Raw genomic sequence first — 16,693 nt, 5'->3', positions numbered from 1 at the left:
TTGTGATCAGGAAAATCCCTAAATAAGAAACAACATGAAAAAGAAAATAATAGTAGCATTCCTGGCAACGCTTAGCCTGACTGCATGCCGGGAAGAGTTCCTGGACCTGACTCCGGTTTCGACCACCAGTACCAATAACTTCTTTAAGACGCAGGCTGACATGGTTACCGCCATCAATGCTGCCTATGCCATACTACAGGCCCCCGGTCAGTACGGCAACTACTACATTGTAGCAGAGATTCCTTCGGACAATACGACGCCTGTACTATCTGGATCAGTAACGGATCAGGATGAGTTTGATAAGTTCTATATCCGTACTACGAATCCGGTGCTGCTTGAGCGTTGGAATGACGGCTATAAGGGTATCTACCGTACCAACACGATCCTTGATCGCATCGGTTCAGTGAACATGAATGAAGAACTTAAGATCCGGATAACCGGAGAAGCTAAGTTTCTGCGTGCCCTGATGTACTTCAACCTGGTGCGGGTATTTGGAGATGTCCCCCTGGTACTGAAGGAGATTTCTGATCCGGCCGAAGGGTATGAGTACGGCCGTGCGCCCGTTACAGAAGTATATGCTCAGATTGTAAAGGACCTAAGTGATGCAGAAAAAGCACTTCCTGCCAGCTATACCGGCGCTGATATAGGCAGAGCAACCAGTGGTGCCGCCAAAGCACTATTGGGAAAGGTATACCTGACCAACAAGCAGTACGCCGAAGCCGCTGCCAAGCTCAAAGAGGTAATTGATAGCGGTCAGTACGCATTACTTCCCAACTATGCTAACGTATTCAATGCTGCTAATAAAAACCACCGGGAGTCCATCTTTGACGTACAGTACAAGAAGGGACTGGTACCGCGTGAGGGTAGTGGATTTGCCAACGCTTTCGCTCCCGAAAACTCCGGTAACGCTGTCGTATTGTTTGGTGGTGGTGGTAACAACCGTCCTACGCCCGACATGGAACAGGCTTACGAAGCTGGTGACGTACGTAAGAATGTTTCGATGGCCACTAATTACGTCAATGCAGCGGGCAACCGTGTCGACTACTACTTCGTTAAGAAGTACCTTGATACTCCCGTTGTATCCGGTGACTCTGACGACAACTGGCCAGTACTACGCTACGCCGATGTGCTATTGATGTATGCTGAGGCTTTGAACGAACTGGGAAGAACCGCCGAGGCTCTCCCCTACCTGAATCAAGTTCGTACCCGCGCAGGGCTAAGTGCAGTCTCTATAACCGGCCAGCAGGAGATGCGTCTGGCCATTGAAGAGGAGCGCCGGGTTGAGCTGGCTTTCGAAGGTCACCGCTGGTTTGATCTGGTCCGTACGGGACGTGCGCTGCCTGTATTAAAGGCCAAGGCAGCGGCAATCGGAATTAAGACAGACATAGACCAGGATAATCTGATATGGCCGATACCACAAAGCCAGATCGATATTAATAAAACCAAGATCCAGCAGAACCCTGGATATTAATAATCTTACATTGAAAAAACAGCCGCCCTTGCACTATGCAAAGGCGGCTGTTTTGTTTAAATCCAGGAAACGAACGCTTCTTTTATTAGTATTTCATATATGGTCTTTGCTGGGCAGCTGCGACTTTACTTCTATTTGATCACTACCTATTGAAGGTAATGTAGTATATTAGCCCTGGTATCTACTTATGTAGGCAGTATTAAGTATTAATTCATACAAGTAAAATTTAAAGCATATGTTACTGGCATTATTAAATTTCTTTAAAGGTCGGGTTACCAAAGAAGCTATCAATGACGTGAAGAATAACAAAAACCGGATGTCCCGTCAGGAAGCCCTTCAGCAGATGAGGAACATAGCTTCCAAGCGCACCAAAGAGTAGAGAATTACTATCCACCTCTCCCTTTACTTTAAGGCACCCTCTCCTACCCTAACTTACGCCAAATACCTTGGCGGTATAGGCGCCAATATTCCCAACACTGCCATCGGCTATTTTAAGACTGATGTCGTACAGGCTCTTGTTTATTTCCGGCGTAGAAAACTTTTCTACGATCAGGGCAGCCTGGTCACGACGAAGACGGAAATCATTCACCAGGCGGCTAAATAGCAATGTGTTAGTATCATCAATCGTCAGGGGTATCTGCTTGCCGTCCTTTAACTTGATCGAAAATTCCACCTCTACATATTTTCGTCCCTTCTTGATGCCCTTGTAGTCTACTTTCAGGTCCGTCTTTTCGTTGATCTCCTTTTTAGCCACATTCAAAATCCTGCGTACAAAATCATTCCAATTCTGGTACTGCTCTTCCCCTTTCTTTTCATCGTAGAGGTGCAGCCTCTTTTTTATTTCCAGCAGGTTTAGTTTCAGGTGCCCCAGGTCCTTGTACTGCGACAGCATTTCATAGATCCGCTTGGCGTACTTGCTGTTCAGGCTTAGCGCCATGTGCAGCTGAAAGGTGGTGAAGTTCTTTTTCAGGTCAAAAAAGTAGGGGCGTATCTTAGGATCAAGGCTGATTTCAATGATGCCCTGCCCGTAGATATATTCGGCTGATGAGATCAGCGAAGCCTGCAGGAGGTTACCATTGGGCCTGGGTATGCTCAGCACGCGCCCTACGAGGCTCTCTGTGGCTCGTTTGAGGTCTTCGTAGGAGTTCTTGGTATGGGTTAGGTCCATCAACTCCCTGACGGAAATGTAATACAGTGTATCGGATTGGTCGGTTTGCTTAAGTTGCCCCATCAGCAGGTACACAATATTCTTTTCCAGAGCGGACATCTCATACCGGGCACTGGTAATCGCATTATCCTGCGTAATAAGTTTATGGGCGACTTCCTGGGTAGCGTTTTTTTCCTTAGCTTTCATTGGTGTTTAGGAGATAATCTAATGCAATATAAGAAAAACAAGTATACTACTGCGACAGTGGATAAGTTTTGTCGCAATTGACGAGGATTTTGTCGCAGGTCTCCGAGGATTCTGTCGCATCAAACGAGGATTAAGACGCAGATCAACGAGGAAAGTGTCGTATGTAACGAGGAATATGACGTACCAAACGAGGATTATGTCGTAGCACCACCTCATAACTAGTTGTATTACAATCTATTATAACACCCTCAAATAACAAGTATTAAAATCATAAATAAATACACAATAGATTGCTGTAGACTATTAGGGGGCTTTATAGTGTGGATAACTCTAGAAATAGAGGAGAAAACTAGAAAAAACAAAGAAAAACAAGAATCAATAACCTATTGAATTAAGTAGGCCCGGCACGAGGATTTTGTCGTAGTTAGCGAAATAGTTCTGATATATAAGGAGTTATCACTATCCTGGATTTACCAGGTTTAGTATCCGGTTCTTACATAAATAGTTGTTGGTGACTCCACCTTCTACCCGTACTGAGAATAACCAAAATAGAGCTCCTCCCCCACTCTATAAGTGATCTTATTTCTTTCATCCCACACCAACTTCGAAAAGTCTAACAAACTGTTAAACCCATACCTGAACGCTACTATTTTCACGAGGATTTTGTCGTAGTAGCATTTTTTTTTGAAATCAATGGTGGACTATCACGAGGATTCTGTCGTAATTGAGCCTATACACTACCTTGCGTTTTAGATACTCTTTCACTAGGTTTTTGTCGTAATTCCGAATTAAACCTTAAGTGATGATGCTCCGCTTCTACTAGGATTTTGTCGTAGTTTACACTACTTCTCCTGATGACAAGTCTCACTATTTCCCATTCCGTATCACAAGTAAAACAAACAAGAATAATCACGAGGATTTTGTCGTAGTTGCTCAACTGATACTACTAGTAAAACCTGAAGATCTTCGTACATTAATGTATATCCTCACTAGGATTTTGTCGCAATATATTTCTGCCAGCCCCTGCCAGCTTTGTCTTTTCTACGAGGTTTTTGTCGCAGTTAGTACTTCTTAAGTTGACGAAAAAATGGACATGCATCCACACAATCCGATGGATGCAGACCATAAAATACACGAGGATTTCGTCGTAATTAAGGGACCATTATTTAATCTGCTCCTTACATTCACTAGGATTTTGTCGCAATTGAGCCTCTACTGGTCTAGCTACTCCTACCTGCATGGCTTAAATAAGAGTCCGTTTCACGAGGATTTTGTCGTAATAAATCATATAAACCCATTTTACATCAACCACTTACATATGAAACGGGAGCATAAGGGACAAAATGTCCTATATGCTCCCGCAACAGTTACTAAGCTTACTACTACTTCTTTGAGAGTTCTTTAAGGTCAGAAGCGCAGGCAATGATTTCATCACATATCTTGCCTATCTGGGTAGCTCCTTTATCGAGTTTGTAGAGCAGATCTGATAGCTTTTTCTTCAATTCCAATTTCCTGTCAGCATATATTGCCGGGTATTGAGCTTTTTCCTCTGACTTACCTCCTTCTGATATCTGTACAAACTGGCTCAGATCATCTATCGTCTCACCCGTTGTTAAAAAGGCTTTGGCTAGTTGCTGGATATCGGATTTCTTTACGCTGGCCTTACCACTCAGGATATCTTTACGCAATGAGGGAGATAACTTATCCAATCCTTCCGCAAATTCGGCGTCACGTTTGATCGTTTTCTCGCTGACATTAAACTGCTTAGCTAAGCGCTGGGAGGTAGATCCCTGGGTGTCGCTACCAAAAGGGTCATTTTGTCCCTTATGATCTTTAGCATCCTCTTCATCAAATGGGACATTTTGACCCTTTTGCGCCGATCGATCATATTTGCCTCTACTACTCTTCTGAGCATTGTATTTTTTACCACGCAGGTAGGATATTTGCTCCGGCGACAGGTTTCTTCTACCCAGTTGGTTGTCAATCATGTATTCACGTACTTCAGTAAGCGAGGGAAATGATACCAGGTGAATCTTGAAGTCAAGCCCATTTTTCTGACATATCCGGTAGCGGTTATGCCCATCAATGAGTACAAACGTATGGGAGTTATTATCACCAGTGTTGCTGATCTTATCTTCAGTGGTTTCCCATATCAGTAGAGCTTCGCGGCATCCCTCCTTGATTATATTTTCTTCCAGTTGTCTGAATTCATCCTCCTGCAGGGGCGGAATCAACTCTTCCAGTTCTGGTAGTACTTTGATCTGCCTACGGATTTCCTCGTGTCGGAGAAGACCCTGATCTTTTATCATCTTTTTCTCCCCTAAGAAGCTCTGGTATTTCTTCATTTGTACAATAAGTTAAATGCGGGCAGCAGCCCCTCTCCTACTATTGTTTTATTAATTTGAGTAATCATTTCCGATAGCTTCCGGATATTAGCTCTTTGGCCAGGTTCATGTAGTCCTCAGCTCCATTGGAGTTTTCGGAGTAGCTGAATATATCCTGTTGCGCTATCTGGGATTCCTTGATCGTTACATTATTCCGGATTTCGGTCTTAAAAATTGGAAAGTCGCCCAGAGACTTATACACGTATTCAATCATGTCACGATGTACCTTAAGTCGCTTATCCACCATAGTAAGTACAATACCCTCTACTTTTAACTCATAGTTGATACGGTCACGTACCTGGAATATACGATCAAACAGATTACTTACCCCTTTCATGGCGGAGGCTTCGGGCTGTAAGGTTATAAGACACGAATTGGATGCTACCAGGGAAGAGTTGGTGAAGATATTGAGAGCGGGCGGACAATCGATCAGGATGTAGTCGTACTGGGGACGAAGTGGTGCCAGAGCATTGCGTAGCTGATTGACCCCTCCTACTGCCTGTACAAGTTCCAGATCAGCATAGGCCAGTTCCAGATCACTTGGAGCCAGATCATAACGCTCCGCAATGGAATAGAGCGGTAGTGGTTCGCTCTGCAGTAGTGCATTGACCACCTGACGGTCCAGTTCATCTATCCCAAGTGCCTGGGTCAGATTACCCTGTGAATCCATATCTATCAGCAGTATCCGGTTGCCCAGGATAGAAAGTGCCCTTCCCAAGTTAATGGTAGTGGTCGTTTTACCTACTCCTCCTTTGTGATTGATGATAGAGATGACCTTGGCTTTGGCATGTTGCTGATCTTTGAATCCGTACTTCGTAACAACCGGTTGCAGAGCCTGAAGGTGTTTATCATTCAGGTTGCGTTTGCCGGCTACTGCTTTGGATAAGGTACTGGATGGAAGTCCCGCTTCCTTTTCTATAACTGACAGCGATAAAGCTGGATTTTTTTGAAAAAACTCTACTGCTTTTTCGTGAGTAAGCATACAAAGACTTTTAGGGTTAGGCGTGTTATTTAGACAAATAAAGGTTTTTGTAAAAGGAATGTCAAAGTTTATGGACACTTTTTTCAGTTTCAGACCTATTATTTATCATATAGTAGTTGTTTTTTATGATGCTGCCTTTCTTTATGAAGACAAAAGCATCTTCTACACTGACAAACAAATGAAAATGGTGGAAAAAGTAGGTGGAAAATGTACTATTCTTATTTAGTTTTACACTCAGTTCTTCATTTAGCTATGGACGACCTCAGGTCCTTCTTCTATGGAATACATTAAACAAATTGAATCGTACTACAATAGGATTGACACAGAAGCAATACCTTACCTATCGGTTGACTGCATCATTTTTGGCTTTCATGAAAATCAACTGAAGGTACTGCTGGTCCGATGGAAGAATACCGATGAATGGAGTTTGCCCGGTGGATTTATACATAGGACGGAGTCGGTGGATGACTCGGCTAAGCGGGTACTTGAGGAGCGCACCGGGCTTAGAGATATTTTCCTCAGGCAGTTCCAGACCTTTGGTTCAGCTGAGCGATATGATACGGAGGATACCTGGAAACGGTTAAATCTGCCCATGGTGCAGTTCAGATGGACCAATCGGACCATATCCATTGGCTACTACGCGCTGGTTGATTTTTCGAAGGTAGTCCCCCAGCCCGATTTTCTGACTGAGGTATGTCAGTGGTGGGATGTAGACCGTATACCACCGTTGCTCTTTGACCATAACGCCATTATAGAATCAGCCCTGAAGACCCTGCGGATACAGCTCAACTGGCAGCCCGTTGGCTATAACCTTCTGCCGGAGAAATTCACCATGCCCGAGCTGCAACGCCTTTACGAAACAATACTGGGGCGGTCACTGGACCCACGCAACTTCCAGAAGAAGATCCTGGGCCTTCAGATTCTGGATCGGCTGAAAGAACGGCGCAAAGGAGGAGCACATCGTTCCCCGTACCTGTACAGTTTTAATAAAGAGCGGTATGAGGCGGCCCTCGAAGAGGGAAGTCTGATGTTCCTATAAAGAAAAGGCCCTGCTACTGATAGCAGGGCCTTTTCTTTATATATAAAATTGTAAGTACTATTACTGCTTTACCAGCTGGATATCAGCATTAAGCCGTATTTCATCACTTACCACTACACTACCGGCTTCGGTTACGGCATTCCAGTTAAGTCCAAATTCTTTTCGGCTTATTTTACCATTTACGGTAAAGCCGGCTTTTGTCTGTCCGTAAGGATCAACGACAATCCCACCATGTTCGACATGTACGGTTACTGGCTTGGTAATTCCTCGTATGGTAAGTTCACCCTGCAACTCAGCTGTATCGTCACCGGGCTGTTCGTAGGACTTGCCTACGAATCTGAGTTGGGAGTGATTCGCTGCATCAAAAAAATCAGGTGATTTGAGGTGTGTATCACGCTGGTCATTATTGGTATTGATCGAATCTACATCCGCTGTAAAAACAAGATCTGTGACATTACTAAAATCGTCTCCTTCGGTTTGGGCTGTCACATCAAAGGTGCGGAAGTACCCCGTAACCGTCGTGATCATCAGGTGCTTTACCTTAAATTGCACTTCGCTGTGCGCAGGATCCAATGTCCATGTAGCCATACTTTCTAATTTATTTGTGGAACATATATTAATGACAACTCTGCTTTACTCCATCCGGTACTTATCTACAAAATCCTGGGTAGCCTTATCCCCTTTCCGGACAAATGGCCTGATAATGAGACGGGTACCATTCTCATAAGTAAAGAACTTATACAGCCAGTTGCTGAGTACAACCAGCTTGGTACGGAAGCCGATCAGGTACATAATGTGTACAAACAACCAGGTAACCCAGGCAAAAAATCCTCCCAGATGAATATTACCCGGCAGGTCAGCCACAGCGCGATTACGGCCTATAATGGCCAGCGAGCCCTTATCAAAGTATTCAAACTCCACCATGGTTTCATTCCTGATCTTACGTTTCAGGTTTTTGGCAAGTAGCTTCCCCTGCTGTATAGCCGGCTGAGCTACTCCCGGGTGACCTTTGGGATATTTATCTGTTCTCATCAAAGCAACATCCCCTATTGCATAGATGCCTTCGCAGCCTAGTACCTGATTATAGCGGTCGACAAGTATTTTGCCCCGTTCGACCGACTGTGGTGGTAACCCCTCGATGACTGCTCCCGTTACACCGGCAGCCCAGATCAGCGTATGTGCCCGTATCTGTTCACCACCTTTGAAGGTAACCGTGTTTCCATCGTAGGATTCTACGAGGGTATTAAGATGAATGATAATTCCCAGCTTCTCGAGGTACTTTCTGGTCTTTTCGCTACTCTCGGGTGCCATGGGGGGAAGTACCCTATCCAAACCTTCGATCAGGTATATATTCATTTTTGTAAAATCCAGCCCCGGGTAGTCAGTTGGGAGAATGTGGCTGCGCATCTCGGCCAAGGCTCCTGCCAGCTCTACCCCCGTTGGCCCTCCTCCTACGATCACAAAATTGAGTAGACTTTGCTGTACTTCGGGATCTTTGATCATACTGGCCTGCTCAAAACACTGCAGAAGCTGACTCCGGAGGTTAAGGGCATCGGGTATTTTCTTAAGTGGGAAGGAGTACTTCTTGATCTGATCATTCCCGAAATAGTTGGACTTGGTACCAGTGGCTATAACCAGATGATCGTATGTAAGATCACCAATGACGGTTTGTACAGTTTTGGCGACCGGATCTACGGACGTAACACGTACCAGTCTGAAATGAAAGTCTTCGTAGTCGTCACTACCAAACATTTTGCGGAGTGGCTCGGCAATGGAATCTGGTTCCAGTCCGGCGGTAGCCACCTGGTACAGCAGCGGCCAGAATCCGTGGTAGTTCTGTACGTCGAACATGACGACTTGGAAGTCTTTACCTGCCAGTTTTTTTGTGAGATTGATACCACCAAAACCTCCCCCTATGATCACTACTCGTGGTTTGGTAGTGTCGGGTATATTGAGTGAAAGCTTGTCTATTTCGAGCATAGTCAATTGGAATGAGAAGTGAGTATGAATAGGTTAATCTGTATTGAGGGCAAAAAATTATGCCACGTCCGGGAAGGGTAATGCTTACCTCCTGCCTCACGTATCCCTCATTCACTGCTGCATAAAATCCTCAGTATTCAGCCCGTCCGGTGCAGTTGCCAATCCTTAACTACATATTTATTAATGAACAGCGACTTTATAAGGTTTAGGTATATGCATCTATACGAATTGACCACGGTTGCTATACCGAACTTAGTATTTCATAGATAAAGGAAAACGTATTCGGAACAAAGTACCTTTACCCGGAAAGGATTCAATGTCCATAGAAGCATTGAGCATTTCGCAGAGGCGCTTTACTACGTACAAACCAATACCTTCGCCACCAGCTCCGGTAGAGCTAAAATTAGTCTCATTCTTCAATATAGATTCGTTGAAGGCGACTGATTGCTTATTGTCGTTGTTTTTCAACGCTTCCTTATCGTAGATGGCGGTGTTTTCGAGGGGCGGCTTCAGGTGGTTGGCAAGCAGGATTACCAAGCCTTCCGGGAGTCCGGGTCCGGAGTCCTGAACAGTGATGGTCCAGCGCGATTCTTTCTCAGAAGCCCAGGTAACAGATACTACGCCCGTAGCTGTATAGTGGAGCGCATTCAGCAGCAGGTTCTGTACTATTCTTTGAATCTTGAGTTCGTCCAAAGTTACCTGTAGCTGCTTAGGTCCATCAACCAGTAGCTTCAGGCCGCGTTCTTCGGCCATAGGCGTGGCACTCTCGACTAATTCATGAAGCATTATGGACGCATCAAAAGTGGTGATTTCGAGCTTTTCCTGTCCGGCTTCAAGGCGAGCCAGGCTCATGAGCTGCTGTAGCATGTTCTGGACATTGTTAAGGTTCCGGTTCAGCATTTCTACCAGCTGCTTTTTTTCCTGTTCAGTTTTTCCCTCAATATCCAGCATAAAAGCTGTACTTTGTATCACACTCATACTACCACGCAAGTCATGGGAGGAGGTACGTAATATATTATCTCTTTCCCTGGAAAGCTCATTAAGTCGTTCCATGGCCTTTTCCAGATTGGCCGCACGGCTGGCTGCTTCCAGATGCTGTAATTCTGAAAATCGACTGGCACTGCCATCAATATTGTCACCCATAATCGCTATAAGCGAATGATAGGCTTGTTGGATCACAGCGGGCTGAGTCTGTGGATACAACCGCCAGTAGAGTTCCAGCTCGTTGGTGAGGCACTGGTACAGATATTTTATTTCGGTGAGAAGAGATCTCAATGAAAACCCATTGTGCCAGCGATGAAGGCCATGATGGCTACTAATGATTACAGGATCGTCATCACTTTTGACAGATTGTAATCGGGCGTCGAAGATATTCAGGAGTACTGGCACGAGATTGTTGAATTCCTCACGTGACATTGTCTTCAGCGATGGCATATCAATATCCTCTTCGCAGGTTCTGCGCCAATTGTTCAGGATAGCTTCCCGCCGACTGAATAAGTACGTAGCTAGATGAATTGACTGTTCATTGTTTTCATTAGTTGCTGTTGACATGCTCGTTATGAATTTTAACCAACAGGTTAGGTAACTTATATGATTATTTAGAAGCGATTGTATGGACTGTAAACAGCTATTGTATGAAGTCTGAAATAGAAGTTTACAAGTACTTAGGGGTAAACAGTAAAATATAACCCTTACCTTGTCAGGGTTGTTGATGGGGAGTCGCCACCAGACAAGGGTAGTGGAGCCCCATATAGATACAACCGCTATTAACCCCCCTTGTTATAAATGAATTATAATAGTTCACATATATTAATAATAGAGGACAATCCGGATCAGTGGGTCATTATAGAGTCTGCGATCAGGGATAAACTTCCCGGAGTAGAAGCTGTGCTGGCAACCAATGAGGGGGAAGCTATGTCCCACCTGCATACGTGTCTGGATAGCAAGGGTAATATGCCCAAGATCATATTGTTGGACTTATACCTGCCAAAGCCGGAGAATGGCTGGCAACTATTAAAAGAATTGAAAAAGGAGGGATCAGCCTTTGTACAGATACCTGTTGTAATCCTTAGCTTCTCTAAGGATACAAATGATATATCGAAAATGTATAATTACGGAGCTACTGCTTACCTGGTGAAGCCGACGGACTATAGCGGCTGGCTGAAGTACTTTGAAACGTTGCGACAGTACTGGTGGGATACAGTCACCTTGCCCGGTCAGAGTTTCTGATTACTTGTAAATAAATGAGGTTCAGGACTAGTAAAGTAAAGTCCTGAACCTCATTTATTTATAACAAAGGGCTTTAGATCTCCTTGTTGTAGACCTGAGCATCTACGACCGCAATGGCTACCATATTCACAATATCCCGGGTAGATGAACCCAGCTGCAGAATATGAACCGGCTTGCGCGTACCCATCAGGATAGGTCCAATGGTTTCGGCTCCGCCTATTTCCTGTAGGAGCTTGTAGGCTATATTGCCTGAATTCAGATCAGGGAATATCAGCGTATTGGCTCCTTTTTCCGCTAATTGGCTGAATGGGTAATGCTCCTGAATCAGCCCCTTGTTAACGGCTGTATTGGCCTGGATTTCGCCATCAATGATCAGATCCGGATATTTCTTTTTGGCTTGTCTGACGGCTTCGGCTGCCTTGGAGGGGATAGGCCCCCGGCTAGATCCAAAGTTGGAGTAGGAGAGTACCGCCATACGAGGTTCAGTATCAAAGAACCGCACTGCCTTTGCCGATAATCCGATAATATCACAGAGTTCTTCGGCCGTAGGATCTACATTTACCGTCGTATCAGCCAGGAAGTAGGGCTCCTTACGGGCCTGTACAATGTACATACCAGCTACGCGGTTGACACCGTCTTCAACGCCAATTACCTGCAGGGCAGGAATGATAGTCTTGGAATAATCACGCGTAAGACCCGAAATAAGGGCATCGGCCTGGTTGGTTTCGACCATGAGGCTACCGAAGTAGTTGCGCGACAGCACCGCTTGGCGGGCATCCAGCAGGGTCATACCTTTCCGGTTGCGCTTCTGGTACAGGAGTTGAGCAAACTCTTCGCGCAAAGCTTCTTCTTTGATAGGATCGACAATCGTTGCCTCTGAAAGATCCAGGCCGTGTTCTTCTATGATAGCATTAATTTTTTCCTCATTACCGAGCAGGATAGGGTTGGCTATTTTCTGTTCGAGTACTTGCTGGGCAGCTTTCAGGATCTTGATATGGTCCGCCTCGGCAAATACAATTCGCTTTGGACTTTTTTTGGCTCTGGATACAATCCGGTTCATCAGCTTCTGATCAATACCGATTCTTTCCAGGAGTTCCTGCTCATACTGTTCCCAGTTCTCAATAGAGCGACGCGCTACCCCGGACTCCATGGCGGCCCGGGCCACGGCCGGACTTACGTGCGTAATCAGTCGGGTATCCAGGGGCTTAGGAATCAGGTATTCCTTGCCGAAGGTGATTGTATTATCTTCGTATGCTTTGTTAACCAGTTCAGGTACAGGCTCTTTGGCTAATTCGGCCAGTGCCTTCACGGCAGCCAGCTTCATCGCCTCGTTGATCTCCGTGGCCCGTACGTCCAGCGCTCCACGGAATATATACGGGAATCCAAGTACGTTATTAACCTGATTAGGATGGTCAGAACGTCCGGTAGCCATGATCAGGTCCTCCCGGATGGACATAGCCAGATCATAGGAAATCTCAGGGTCAGGATTGGCCAGGGCAAATATGATGGGATCTTTGGCCATGAGTTTCACGTATTCTGGCGGCAGTACATTCCCCGCTGACAATCCAATGAATACATCCGCACCGACCATGGCTTCTTCGAGTGTGGTGATGTTTCTATTGGTGATGAACTGGGTACGGTATTCATCCAGGTCCTGACGATCGGCATTGATAATACCATCCTTGTCAAAAACGACTACGTTTTCTACGTTTAGCCCCAGCGACAGGTACAGTTTCAGGCAGGATATAGCTGCCGCGCCGGCACCATTCATGACCAGTTTGATGGTACTGATGTCTTTGTTGACCAGTTCGAGGGCGTTGAGCAGGGCGGCGCTGGATATGATAGCGGTACCGTGCTGGTCATCGTGCATGAGCGGGATATTCATTTGCTCACGCAGGGCTGTCTCGATCTGAAAACACTCCGGCGCTTTGATGTCTTCAAGGTTGATGCCCCCGAAGGTAGGCTCCAGTGACCGCACAATGCGGATAAACTCGTCTGGATCGGTACAGTCGATCTCGATATCAAACACGTCTATACCGGCAAATTTCTTAAATAGTACGCCTTTCCCTTCCATAACGGGCTTGGAGGCATCAGGACCAATGTTACCAAGTCCCAATACGGCCGTACCGTTGGAGATAACACCTACCAGATTCCCCTTTGACGTATATTTATAAACATCTTCCTTGTTCTTAGCTATTTCCTTACAGGGTTCGGCTACTCCCGGTGAGTAAGCCAGGGCCAGGTCAAGCTGGGTACTGAGCATTTTGGTAGGGACTACCTCTATCTTTCCGGGTTGATCCAGTTGGTGATAGTTAAGGGCGTCCTGTTTGTTAATTTTTATCATGGTACTTGTTGAATGAAGTGTCTCAATAGCAGAGATAGTTTTGCTCTAGGTGCTTTTTCGGATCAAAAGTAAAATCAATTTACTGATTTGAGGCACTGATTTGCCAATTGAATGTAATTTACAACCTGAGAGTAGATGGTGCCAACAGACAATTTACGGTAGATTCTCAATTAGTAAACTCACAGAATCAAATAAGTTCACCAACAAAAAAGCGGGCGGCTGTCAGCGCAATGCCCACAACCGTCCGCTCTCTACTAATGTAGTGCTTTATTCCGGCTCGTATACGGGAGCGGTTTCTTTATTTTTGTTTTTGATCAAGAATGAAGAGAGAAAACCGGTCAGGAACAGGGTCGTAGTACCAAAAACAATGGTCAGATAGCCATGGAAGGGACTGACGAATTGTTTGGATGTACTGTCCGTAAACAGGATAGGGGAGAGGCTCATCCAGAGGATCACGATCAGCCCCAGAATCACGCCTGCGATGGCTCCTTTTCGGTTGATCTTATCTACGAATGCTCCCAGCAGAAACAAGCCCAGCATGCCCCCGCTAAATACAGAGGCCATTTTCCACCAGGCGTCCAGTGCACTTTTGACATTGATCATGGCAATGGCTATGAGTATACCCAGTATACTTATACCCAGCGAAGTACCATACAAAACCCGCATAGAGGTCTGATCCGTGACTTCTGTGCGGCTGAAGCGCTTGAAGTAGTCGGTCAGGAAAACGGTAGCCGAGCTATTGATACTCGTCGATACGGTACTCATACCTGCCGCGAATATGGAGGCAATCAGTAAGCCCGTGAGACCCGGAGGTAGTTTATTGACTATAAAGTAGGGGAAAACCCGGTCGCTCATAGCTGCATCACGGAGTACTACCGGAAGATCAGCCGGGACGGCTGTGTAGTAGGAATACAGGGAAGTACCAATCAGAAAGAACAGGAACGAGACCGGCAGGTACAATAACCCGCCAAAAAAAGCGGAACGTTTGGCTTCGCGGTCCGAACGCGAAGCCATATACCGTTGTACGTAATTCTGGTCAATGCCGTAATTCTGGAGGTTGATAAATATACCGTAGATTAGTACTACCCAGAAAGTAGACTCAGTGAGGCTTGACCCAAAGCTACCCAAACTGAATTTATCATCCTGACTGGCAATGGTAAAAACCTGTTCGACGCCACCGGGCATCAGGTACCAGATGTAAAAAAGACATAGCAATGCCCCGCATATCAGAATGATCCCCTGTATGGCATCTGTCCACATAACCGCATTGATCCCCCCCAGCAGCGAATAAACCATGACTGTAAGGCCTGTCACAATGATAATAGTCTGGATGTCCCAGCCCAGCAGGGTCGTGACCGGCAGCGCCAACAGATATAGGATAGTACCGATCCGCATAATTTGGGTAAGCAGGTAGCAGGCCGACACGTAAATCCGGGCCCAGAGCCCAAAACGCATCTCCATATAGGCGTAAGCGGATGGGCTGTTGATCTTACGATAGAGCGGTACAAAAAACTTTACCGCCATCATGGACGAAATCGGCAAGGACAGACTGAATACAAAGGCGTTCCAGTTGGATAGGTAAGCTGTACCCGGCAGGGCCAGAAAACTAATACTACTCACAAAGGTCGCGAAGATGGACATGGTCACTACCCAGGCGGGGAAGTTGCTGTTACCAAGCGTAAAGGCGGATGACGAGTTGCTTTTGGAGTAAAAAGAGCTTCCAAAAAGGGTGATACCACCCATATAAAGCACAAATACCAGCAGATCCGTGAGTTGCAGATTCATATCAGAGGGAGGTAGTTATGTCCGAGTACTGAGCAGGTTGTAACACCAGCGGGAAACCGTGCTGACTGGCCAGAGACTGGAAAGAATCCATAAGCGCCTGGAAGCGGAGGCGATCCACCTGTGGCATCGTTTCACAAGGCACGCGAGTGGTAGTTTCGATCTTCAGCCCACGTTGCTGTAGGAACAGCTTGGCCGCATAGGGATAGAAGCTGTGCGTGACCCGGTCCATCATGGTCAGGTGGGCGTGCAGCCGGGTTACTTCCTCATTTCTTCCATACTTCCTGTACTGATCCAGCAGGTAGCGGTAAGGCTCGGGATAGTAGTTGGCGGATATAGGGGAAATACCACTGGCTCCCGCATCCAGCGAATCAAGGGCGGTGGTGGTATCGGCATTGTATAGGTTAAAATCGGAGTCTTTAATGGCCTGCGCTTTATGCTCAATGGCTCCTGAGTGGCAACTGGTGTCTTTGTGGTACAGGAAGCGGCCCGTCTGCGCCATCCACTGCATCAGGCCCGGGCTCAGCAAACGCTTATAGGGTACCGGACATTCATATACTCCTAAGGGTACCTGCCCGGTCTGTTCCAGGATTTGTTCCAGTCTCTGGCGAAGTACGTCTTCTCCTTCATCCGGCTCGACCAGCATACTGGTGATCAGTATCACAGCCTGTACACCGGTATCATGGATCTTCCTGATAAATTCGACATTCTCAGTTACTGACCGGCTGAATGTACCCGTGGCTACCACCGGCACCCGCTCATTGCTATGCTTCACTACCTGTGACGTTACCAACAGACGCTCTTCTTCAGTCATCTGGTACATCTCACTCGAAAGGCAATTGGCGAATAACCCATTGGAACCGGCATCAATATAGAATTCCGTTAGCCTTTCCAGCCCGTCCAGATCTACCTCATTTGATTTAGTGAAAGGGGTAAGCATTACGGGCCACAGCCCCTCAGGCAATTTCATCAATTGTAACATAATAGCTGAACAAGGTTAAAGTAAAGGCTCCTGATTAGGATTATATATAAAAACTAAAGGCTTCTACCCGGAGTCTCTAATCAGTAGTACCTTCTTAATTATGATTCAGGCTATTTGCAGCATTTGATTTCGTAGTTTCTTAGAGC

General features: G+C 46.0%; 13 protein-coding genes. 4 read left to right on the top strand and 9 right to left on the bottom strand.

Annotated elements, in window-relative coordinates:
* Positions 1-34: 34 nt before the first annotated feature.
* Positions 35-1,471 (top strand): RagB/SusD family nutrient uptake outer membrane protein, encoded by a 1,437-nt coding sequence (locus JUB14_RS19785; protein WP_207508561.1) that lies wholly within the window; start codon positions 35-37, stop codon positions 1,469-1,471.
* Between the two features lie 235 nt (positions 1,472-1,706).
* Entirely contained in the window at positions 1,707-1,850 is a 144-nt protein-coding gene (locus tag JUB14_RS19780) for a hypothetical protein (RefSeq protein WP_207508560.1), read from the top strand.
* A 48-nt stretch (positions 1,851-1,898) separates the two neighbouring features.
* Here the strand turns inward: JUB14_RS19780 and JUB14_RS19775 are convergent, their stop codons facing one another.
* The 3 genes from JUB14_RS19775 to JUB14_RS19765 all read right to left on the bottom strand — a co-directional run bounded on the left by JUB14_RS19775 (position 1,899) and on the right by JUB14_RS19765 (position 6,191).
* Positions 1,899-2,825 (bottom strand): replication initiation protein, encoded by a 927-nt coding sequence (locus tag JUB14_RS19775; RefSeq protein WP_207508559.1) that lies wholly within the window; start codon positions 2,823-2,825, stop codon positions 1,899-1,901.
* Between the two features lie 1,382 nt (positions 2,826-4,207).
* Complete coding sequence (locus JUB14_RS19770; protein ID WP_207508558.1) at positions 4,208-5,170, bottom strand: ParB N-terminal domain-containing protein; 963 nt, start codon at positions 5,168-5,170, stop codon at positions 4,208-4,210.
* Between the two features lie 64 nt (positions 5,171-5,234).
* Entirely contained in the window at positions 5,235-6,191 is a 957-nt protein-coding gene (locus tag JUB14_RS19765) for a ParA family protein (RefSeq protein ID WP_207508557.1), read from the bottom strand.
* A 277-nt stretch (positions 6,192-6,468) separates the two neighbouring features.
* Between JUB14_RS19765 and JUB14_RS19760 the strand changes: the two genes are divergently transcribed.
* Positions 6,469-7,230 (top strand): NUDIX hydrolase, encoded by a 762-nt coding sequence (locus JUB14_RS19760; RefSeq protein ID WP_207508556.1) that lies wholly within the window; start codon positions 6,469-6,471, stop codon positions 7,228-7,230.
* Between the two features lie 60 nt (positions 7,231-7,290).
* Here the strand turns inward: JUB14_RS19760 and JUB14_RS19755 are convergent, their stop codons facing one another.
* From JUB14_RS19755 to JUB14_RS19745, 3 genes are all read right to left on the bottom strand, one after another.
* Positions 7,291-7,818 (bottom strand): YceI family protein, encoded by a 528-nt coding sequence (locus tag JUB14_RS19755; RefSeq protein WP_207508555.1) that lies wholly within the window; start codon positions 7,816-7,818, stop codon positions 7,291-7,293.
* 45 nt (positions 7,819-7,863) lie between these two features.
* Entirely contained in the window at positions 7,864-9,210 is a 1,347-nt protein-coding gene (locus tag JUB14_RS19750; RefSeq protein WP_207508554.1) for an NAD(P)/FAD-dependent oxidoreductase, read from the bottom strand.
* Positions 9,211-9,462: 252 nt separating this feature from the next.
* Positions 9,463-10,761, bottom strand: a complete 1,299-nt coding sequence (locus JUB14_RS19745; RefSeq protein ID WP_207508553.1) for a sensor histidine kinase — start codon at positions 10,759-10,761, stop codon at positions 9,463-9,465.
* Between the two features lie 234 nt (positions 10,762-10,995).
* On the opposite strand from JUB14_RS19745, the gene JUB14_RS19740 reads away from it, so the two are divergent.
* Entirely contained in the window at positions 10,996-11,439 is a 444-nt protein-coding gene (locus JUB14_RS19740) for a response regulator (RefSeq protein ID WP_207508552.1), read from the top strand.
* Positions 11,440-11,512: 73 nt separating this feature from the next.
* Here JUB14_RS19740 and JUB14_RS19735 read toward each other — a convergent pair whose 3' ends face one another.
* The 3 genes from JUB14_RS19735 to JUB14_RS19725 all read right to left on the bottom strand — a co-directional run bounded on the left by JUB14_RS19735 (position 11,513) and on the right by JUB14_RS19725 (position 16,535).
* Positions 11,513-13,783, bottom strand: coding sequence for an NADP-dependent malic enzyme (locus tag JUB14_RS19735; RefSeq protein ID WP_207508551.1), 2,271 nt, complete (start codon positions 13,781-13,783; stop codon positions 11,513-11,515).
* A 267-nt stretch (positions 13,784-14,050) separates the two neighbouring features.
* Complete coding sequence (locus tag JUB14_RS19730) at positions 14,051-15,568, bottom strand: sodium:solute symporter family protein (protein WP_207508550.1); 1,518 nt, start codon at positions 15,566-15,568, stop codon at positions 14,051-14,053.
* A 1-nt stretch (position 15,569) separates the two neighbouring features.
* Positions 15,570-16,535 (bottom strand): dihydrodipicolinate synthase family protein, encoded by a 966-nt coding sequence (locus JUB14_RS19725; RefSeq protein ID WP_207508549.1) that lies wholly within the window; start codon positions 16,533-16,535, stop codon positions 15,570-15,572.
* Positions 16,536-16,693: the final 158 nt, after the last annotated feature.

This window comes from Telluribacter humicola (genome assembly GCF_017355935.1).
Taxonomy (GTDB): Bacteria; Bacteroidota; Bacteroidia; order Cytophagales; family Spirosomataceae; genus Telluribacter; species Telluribacter humicola.
Note: the sequence above shows the minus strand (reverse complement) of the source record. Positions and strands in the feature narration are given on the sequence as shown.